The sequence below is a fragment of the Candidatus Zixiibacteriota bacterium genome (assembly GCA_021159005.1).
In the GTDB taxonomy this organism is placed as follows: Bacteria; Zixibacteria; MSB-5A5; order UBA10806; family 4484-95; genus JAGGSN01.
On sequence record JAGGSN010000016.1, the window covers coordinates 1 to 8,109 of the forward strand.

Sequence of the window (8,109 nt, forward strand, 5' to 3'; positions counted from 1 at the left end):
TCACTACTGTCCGGCCTTTTGTCCGTCTTAGGCGGATGCTATAATGATGTCATTCCCCCGCCGCGGCGGAGAAACCCGACATTTTGACTTTGACAGAAGATTTGCTAAGGGAAAAAGCCTTATATTGCTGCGAGATGTGTCGGGTTTTTCATTCGTCCGCCTTAGGCGGACTCATTCGGAACCCGACCTGCGGTAAATTAAAAAAATTTTGGGAAACTCCTTCATTCTTGATGTTGACTTAAAACTTTAAATATCCTATATTCCATCGACAAAAATTTTGATTATGGAAAAAAGAGACTTTTACGAAGTGTTGGAAATCCCCAGGGATGCCAGCGAAAATGATATAAAAAAAGCTTACCGCCGCAAAGCGCTTGAATTCCATCCCGACAAGAACCCCGGCGACAAAACCGCCGAGGATAAATTCAAGGAAGCGACGGAAGCTTATGAGGTGTTAAAAGACCAGCAAAAACGTCGTATTTATGACCAATATGGTTATCAGGGATTATCAAGCGGCGGTTTTGGGGGAGCCAATGGCTTCGGGTTTGATTTAAGCGATGCTTTGCGGGCATTCATGAGAGACTTTGGCGGCGGTTTCGGGTTTGAAAGCATCTTTGGTGATGCCAATGCCAGAGGTCATCGCCGCGGCCCTCAAAAAGGCCGCGACCTTCAGGTAAAGTTGGAATTAACCTTAGAGGAAATAGCCTCGGGCGTAGAAAAATCGATTAAGGTTAAACATCTGGTAACTTGCGATCGCTGTAATGGTACCGGGCGTGAAAGAGGAACCAGCGAAAAACCGTGTCCTCGATGCAATGGCAGCGGCCAGCAGAAAACAGTATCCCGCTCATTGTTCGGCCAGTTTGTTAATGTTACTGTTTGCCCCTATTGCAATGGCACAGGCAGTATCATCGAAAAACCATGCCTTGAGTGCGCCGGTAATGGCCGGGTTAAAGGGCAATCTACTATCAAAGTTAAAATTCCGCCGGGAGTTTCTTCAGGGAATTACATTCCTGTTAGAAATGCCGGTGATGCCGGTCCGCGTGGAGGTGTATCGGGCGATTTGCTTGTAGTAATCGAGGAAAAGGAACACCCTATTTTTACCCGTCATAACGATGACATCTTTATTGAACAGGGAATAAGTTTCTGTCAAGCCGCGCTTGGCGACCAGATTGAGATTGCCTCTCTCGATGGCAAAATCAGTTTAAAAATCCCAGCTGGCGTTCAATCCGGTAAAATTTTTCGACTTAAAGGAAAAGGGATAACTCATCTAAACGGCTATGGCAGAGGTGATCAATTAATAAGAGTTCTTGTTATTACGCCTACCAAACTATCCTCTGATGAGCGGGAATTGTTTAAACAATTGACTAAGCATCAAAAAGCCCATCCGCTCAGAACTGATAAATCTTTCTTTGAGAAACTGCGCGATACCCTTGGTGTATAAAATTTGTCAGTCGAACAATATCAAAAAATAAGCATTGCCTGTAGTAATGATATTATGGAAGCATTCTCGAATTTTCTATTAGAGCGCAATACGGGCGGATTGGTTGTCGATGATGGCAGGCTAAACGGGCATACCGTATTAACAGCATATTTGCCATTGCAAAAAGGCAGTTCGTTTACAACTGAAGAAGTTGAATTATTTTTTGGGCAAGTTCGTTCATATTTCCCCGGTTCTGATTACAAGCTTATTGCGCTTGAGAATATCGAGGCGGAGGATTGGCAGGCAGGCTGGGAAAAATCATTCGTACCTATTCATATTACCGAAAAAATCGTAGTGCGCCCAACTTGGGCAAGTTGTCAGATTCAACCGGGCGAAATTGAAATAGTAATCGATCCCAAAATGGCGTTTGGCACCGGTCATCACGAGACAACAGCCCAATGTCTGATGGCAATAGAAAAGCTTGGAGTCGAGAATAAAAGCGTTTTTGACTATGGCTGCGGCAGTGGGATTCTGGCGATTGCGGCGTATAAAATGGGCGCCCCGAAAGTAATCGCCTGCGATATTGACCCCGAGGCGATTGATTGTGCTCGTGAAAACTTTGCCTTGAATGATGTCGATATAGAACTAATTGAATCCGGTAATTTCATTGCCGAATATCCCTGTGATATTATTGCGGCTAATTTAAGTATCAATCAGATTATCGCCGCTTGTGATAATCTTGATAAGTCTCTTAAATCAAATGGACGCATCATATATTCAGGAATACCTTACTCTGATAAGCAGCGTTTTCTGGATTTTATAGATGGGATACCATATAATATTATCGATGAGATTGCCGGCGATGAATGGATAAGTTATATCGGCATGAAAAAAATATAGAATGAGGCGGCAGACGATAACTGTCGGGTACGGCAGTCCGACAACATGAAGCAAGCATTTGCTATTTTGATATTGATGCGAATGATTTTAAGTGAAGTCAAATGGATATTAAAACCACAAACTTTCTTGTTGACCCTAAGACAATAAATGATAATATTTTGCATCTCGATGAGACCGAATCTCATCACTTAGCGAAAGTCTTTCGGGCTCAAAAGGGTGATATATTTTATGCCATTGATGGCAATGGCAAAAAGTATCGAACGGTTATAAAATCGATAACATTAAAAAAGGTTGTCGGCGAAATCATTAATTCTACTCGTCTGGAAAACGAACCGCTTCTTAAAACAACTCTGGCGGTTGGTTTATGTCGACCCGCAAAAATTGATTACATAATTGAAAAGGGCACAGAGATTGGCATTAATAAATTTATTTTTTTCACGTCTGAAAAGACATTAGCTGAGGATTGCCCTGATAATCGGGCTGTTAGGAAACTATCGCGCTGGCAAAAAATAGCGGTCAGCGCCGCCAAACAATCATTGCGGACTGTCGTGCCGGAAATTATGCCGCCGGTAAGATTGGATGACATCCTGGTTTTTGGCGATGATTATGACACTTCATTGATTGCCGACATGAAATCAGAACCATCACCGCTTGCCGCCTTGATTGATAGCGCAATGCGCGATATATTACTGCTGGTCGGTCCCGAATCCGGCCTTTCCGATATAGAGGTTGATAGGGCTCTAAAAGCGGGATTTAAAGCGGTCAAGCTTGGCCCGAGGCGGCTGAGAGTTGAGACCGCCGCCGTTGTTTTTGCCTCTTTAGTATTGTCAACGGCGGGAGAATTATGACAAACTGTATTTTTTGCGATATCATTGCCCGCAAGATGCCGGCTGATATTATCTATGAGGATAATGATATGCTCGCTTTCGATGATATACACCCCCAGGCGCCAACGCACATTCTGCTTATTCCCAAAGTACATTACATTACTATCGAGGATGCCCCGCCGGAGATACTCGGCAAGTTGATGTCGCAAGCGGCTAAATTGGCTCAAAAGGCGGGCATATCCGAAAAAGGATATCGCACTCTTATAAATTGCCGTGAGCATGGCGGGCAATCGGTTTATCATCTTCATGTTCATTTGCTGGGCGGGCGATGGTTATCCTGGCCGCCGGGATAGGATAAAATATATCATTTTCATATTATCGGGAACGATTCCGTTCCGGCTATCAAGCGCCGTTTAGCATCTTAAAATCTTATCAACCCGGATTATATTTTTGTGCTATCTGAAGTTATTTTGAGCTATCGGAAATTACTTTGAGTTGTCGGAAGTTGCTTCCGACAATTCTGATAGTTATACACTTCTTAATATGTATAGTGTATATATAAACTATACATGTTGTATACATATCAGTCAAACTATATTTGTGATTGGTGTACGTCCTCGTGCACCAGCACTGTTGCGGAAACTAAGGGTAATTATGTAATACATTTCAAGATAATGTCTTAAATCGTCCGCGCCTTATATTCATCAATAACTTCTCTAAATGCCGCTATATGTTCCGGCGTTGTGCCGCAGCATCCGCCAATGATAATTACGCCCTGTCTGCCGATAGGCATGGCAATTTCGATAAGCTCTATAGATTTATCCGCCATAAATTCGGGGGTATCAAGATAAACAGGCATATCATTTTTAAGAACCGGCAAGCCTGCATTCGATTGAATAATCAGGGGAAGCTCTGTATGCTTTTTAAACTCCGCGGCAATTTTAATCATATTATCGATACCGTTGCCGCAATTCGAGCCTATAATATCAGCCCCAGCCTCCTTTAGCCCTTTAGCCGCTTGTTCGATATTAACACCCATAATCGTGAAAAATCCTCTTGGCGTAGAATCAAAAGTCATAGTCGCGCAGACAGGAATAGAGGGCGCTATTGTTTTGCAGGCTTTAATAGCCAGTGCCGCCTCGGCTATATCGGTCATGGTTTCGATGCATATCATATCAAGTCCCTCAGCAGCCAATGCCATTGCCTGCCTTTCAAATCCTTGTTGTATTTCCTCAGGGTTAGTATCGCCATAAGGCAGAAGCAGTTTACCGCATGGTCCCACCGAAGCGGAAATAAATGCTTTATCATCGACAGCATTTCGTACAGCCCGAACAGCGCTGGCGTTAATCTCCTCGGTATTATCATCAAGAGAGTATTGGGCAAGCTTAAGCGGAGAGGCTCCGAATGTATTTGTCTGAATTATATCAGCGCCTGCCTTGAGATAGGCTAAAGCGATTTCTTCAAGGATATCAGGTCTATCGAGGTTAAGTTTTTCAGGACAGTCGCCTGCTTTCAATCCTCTTTGGAACAACATGGTTCCCATAGCGCCATCGGCAAGCAGAATGCGGCGTTCTTGCAAGCAATCAAGCAGACTCGTCATTTCATGCAGCTCCAATAAATGCCTTGACGCTATCGACAGCCTTGATGCCATCGAAACAGTAGGCATCCGCGCCAATTTCTTTGGCATAATCATCAGATACAGGCGCGCCGCCTATAATGAATTTTACTTTGCCATAGATTCCACGCTCTTTAGCCAGCTTGATTACTTTTTTCATTACCGGCATTGTAGTTGTCAGAAGTGCCGACATGCCGATAACATCTGCGTTATTTTCTATAGCCGCCTCGATAAATTTCTCAGGCGCAACATCATTGCCGAGATTGATTATTTCAAACCCCGCTCCCTTAAGCATTATACCCACAAGGTTCTTGCCGATATCATGCAGATCGCCCTGCACCGAGCCTATAACAACTTTGCCTATGGTAGGAATGTCTTCCTTAATCAACAGCGGTTTTAACAAATCCAAACCGGCATACATGGCGCGGGCTGCTAATAAAACATCCGGCAAAAATATCTCATGCGCTTTGAATCTCTTTCCGACAACAGCCATACCGGCTATCAGGCCATCATCAAGAATATCTTTCGTATCAAGTTTGTTATCGATAGCATTTTGGGTAAGCTTAGCTGCTCCATCGGTATCGCCTTTCTGAAGGCATTCGGATAACTGTTTTAAAATTTCCATAATTTCTCCGGTATTTATTTGAATATATTATTGTTCCATTACTTTTTTAATTCTACCCCGGCATGAATGCGTATCGCAATCGCCGCAGAATGGAAAGACATCATCAAATATGAATATCTCTTTACGGCCGGCTATAATCACTCCGCTTATAGACTTCAATGGTTTCATAAGGAAGCTTTCGCCAAGTTCAATGCCTGTTTCTATCGGTTTAAGATACTCAAACAGTTTTTTCTGGGCGTTTATATGCCACCCACAATAACCGGGACTGAAACGCAAAATCCCCATAGCCGGATTTAAACGTCCCTCGGTTTTCAGATAACCGCTATAATAATTTTCAGTAGTTTCAGCGGCTAACTCCGCGCCATAAGAGGCGGCGGAATCAAGCATAGCCCCTGCCGCAAATTCATTTACAGCAAATAGCCGTGAAATTTCAGCGCTTAACTTTTCACCGACAGTAATAGCAAACAAGGCAAAACTATCAGCCGATTGCCAAATCGAATCTAATGGCGTTTCAGGCTCGTTTTGCCCCTCGCCATTATAGATATTCTCGAAATCAAGCTTTGATATCTCCATTAGAATGCCAGCCGGTTCGGAAAGCTTTTTATAAACCGCAATTGCATCCTCAGCCAGCCGCAATATTCTACCATCAACAGATGCGCCTTCAGGTATTCCCTGCCCCTTTAGAACATCAACAGGCGATGGAGTAACATCATTTATCTTAACATCAAGTGTCTTTCTCATCAATCCATCTTCGGCAGGTTATCCATACCAAAACGGCGGGCTTCGGCTTTCATTAGTTTCGTAATTTCGCTTTTGATATCATCAGACAACCTGACAGGTTCATAAGCATTAACAATTTTTTCAACTTCCCTGTGCGCTCTTTTCTGTAGGGACAAACTTCCCTCCTCCTGCCATCTCGAACTATTAGCCCTGTCTATTACCTGGCCGGGGAAATAGATTTCCTCCTTGAGATAACGGCGGGTATGGTCTGATATCAACAGATGCCCTTCTTTTAACAGTTCTTCGAATCTCGGCAATGAGGGGAAATCCTCTTTCGGTTCGATGCCTTCAAGCATGCGCCGGGTCATGCCGCATATTTCGTTATCAAGGACAAGCTTTTCGAGGCTGAAACAGCTTTCAAAATCGAGCATACCGGGACCGGAGATATTGTTAATACCTGCCAACGCCGCCAGCGTTGCCCCCATAGATGATTCCAATCCGGCTTGAGCATCAAGCAGTTTTGCATCGCTAAGACCGATATATGCTTGAGTTGGCAGGCCGAGATACTTGCCGATTTCATTATAGGCGCAATCCATCATCATGGTGCCAATAGCGCCCATTGGGGTTGTCTCATACCTAACATCGAATATCGCCGGCGAACCGCCATACAATACCGGCGTGCCGGGGTTGGATAATTGGCTTATAGCTAAACCGCTTAAGGTTTCGGCTGTATGCTGGACAAGCGACCCGACCAGCGTAACCGGCGCCATAAACCCCGAAAGCGGCATCGAGATATATTCTACTGGTATCGAATATTTTGCGCAGTCAACAAGATTTTGCGAGGTAACATCACTCCATTTGATTGGCGAGGTTGGACAGCATGAAAATATTGTCAACGGCTTAGCAGCTAAATTTTCCTTAGACCCGCGAACCGCCAGTTGAAGGTCTTTCATAATCTCAAACGCCTCGATAGTAAACGTTCCGGTTACTACCGGCTTTTCGCAAAACATCAGGCTGAGATAAAGCCTGTAACTATCGGAGATATTTTCATGCACATCGCCGGGAACCATCGCCGTTGACTGCGAGGCGATATGGTTCATACCGCGCATTAATTTAACATAGTGCGCATAATCTAATGATGATGGTCTATGTATTTTATTTGTATCATAATCAAGGATGTTTATAGCGGCGGAGCCAGGCGTAAAATTAACATTGAAACCCGAAAGGTCAACCGCCTCATTGCCAAGCGAGTCATACAGCTTAAATGATGCAGGAGCGGCTTTTAAGCTTTTGTCAATGATATCCTGAGTGAAATATACATGATTTTTATCCATGTCAACTTTAGCGCCATGGTCTGACAGCATAGACAACACGCCTTGGTTATGTATCGCAACGCCAAGTTTGCAGATAATCTCCCTGCCCTCCGAAACAATTTTTTCTATCAACTCATCGCTTAAGAATTTTATTGCCGGTCTCACCGTGAAACTCCTTTCGCTATCCCCAAAAATCCAAAACTTTTTCAGGTTCTTTAGGCGTGAAGTTAATAGAATTATCCTATTTAATCAAGATGTATAAAATTATGGAGTTTCCTTATTTTTTCTAAAACGGAGAATCCTACATACAACTTAAGAAGGACTTTTAAATTGCATAATCATATAATGTGCTAAGGTAAATATTTCCCCTCTCTTGAGAGGAATTAGGGTGGTTGGCGTACATCCTCGCGCACCAACATTATTATTATTCCCCTCTTGAGAGTGGTCAGGGGGTGTGTTATTAGCGCTAAATACTAACTATAATTCCGAATAATTTTAACTTATTATGTAGTTCCACTACTTTCCGGCTTTTCAACAGAATTCTCCAATTGATATACGATAAATTAAACTTGCTTAAACCGTAACCTATAAAACAATAGGTCGTTAGAATATCTTTATAAGCACCCAAGTTCTATTTTTTTTGCTTTGCATAATATTTCATGCCTGTCCGCCGACAGGAGGAATTAGATTTC

General features: G+C 43.3%; 8 protein-coding genes. 4 read left to right on the top strand and 4 right to left on the bottom strand.

What is annotated here, in order from left to right; translation table 11 throughout:
• Positions 1-283: 283 nt before the first annotated feature.
• From dnaJ to J7K40_01220, 4 genes are all read left to right on the top strand, one after another.
• Positions 284-1,438 (top strand): molecular chaperone DnaJ, encoded by a 1,155-nt coding sequence (gene dnaJ, locus J7K40_01205; protein ID MCD6161016.1) that lies wholly within the window; start codon positions 284-286, stop codon positions 1,436-1,438.
• A gap of 3 nt (positions 1,439-1,441) precedes the next feature.
• Positions 1,442-2,317: a 50S ribosomal protein L11 methyltransferase gene (locus tag J7K40_01210; GenBank protein MCD6161017.1), complete on the top strand. Its 876-nt coding sequence runs from the start codon at positions 1,442-1,444 to the stop codon at positions 2,315-2,317.
• A gap of 101 nt (positions 2,318-2,418) precedes the next feature.
• Positions 2,419-3,165 carry a 16S rRNA (uracil(1498)-N(3))-methyltransferase gene (locus tag J7K40_01215; protein ID MCD6161018.1) on the top strand — a complete coding sequence of 249 codons (747 nt, stop codon included), beginning with the start codon at positions 2,419-2,421 and terminating at the stop codon, positions 3,163-3,165.
• Positions 3,162-3,497 (top strand): histidine triad nucleotide-binding protein, encoded by a 336-nt coding sequence (locus J7K40_01220; GenBank protein ID MCD6161019.1) that lies wholly within the window; start codon positions 3,162-3,164, stop codon positions 3,495-3,497. Before J7K40_01215 ends, J7K40_01220 begins: the two co-directional genes overlap by 4 nt.
• A gap of 326 nt (positions 3,498-3,823) precedes the next feature.
• Here J7K40_01220 and J7K40_01225 read toward each other — a convergent pair whose 3' ends face one another.
• From J7K40_01225 to J7K40_01240, 4 genes are read right to left on the bottom strand one after another with little or no spacing between them, the layout of a single operon-like run.
• Positions 3,824-4,744: a homocysteine S-methyltransferase family protein gene (locus J7K40_01225; GenBank protein MCD6161020.1), complete on the bottom strand. Its 921-nt coding sequence runs from the start codon at positions 4,742-4,744 to the stop codon at positions 3,824-3,826.
• Between the two features lies 1 nt (position 4,745).
• A complete protein-coding gene (locus J7K40_01230; GenBank protein MCD6161021.1) occupies positions 4,746-5,384 on the bottom strand; it encodes a corrinoid protein in 639 nt (212 codons plus the stop codon).
• A 27-nt stretch (positions 5,385-5,411) separates the two neighbouring features.
• Positions 5,412-6,125, bottom strand: coding sequence for a hypothetical protein (locus tag J7K40_01235; protein MCD6161022.1), 714 nt, complete (start codon positions 6,123-6,125; stop codon positions 5,412-5,414).
• Positions 6,125-7,582, bottom strand: a complete 1,458-nt coding sequence (locus J7K40_01240) for a trimethylamine methyltransferase family protein (GenBank protein MCD6161023.1) — start codon at positions 7,580-7,582, stop codon at positions 6,125-6,127. The genes J7K40_01235 and J7K40_01240 overlap by 1 nt, the downstream gene beginning before the upstream one ends.
• Positions 7,583-8,109: the final 527 nt, after the last annotated feature.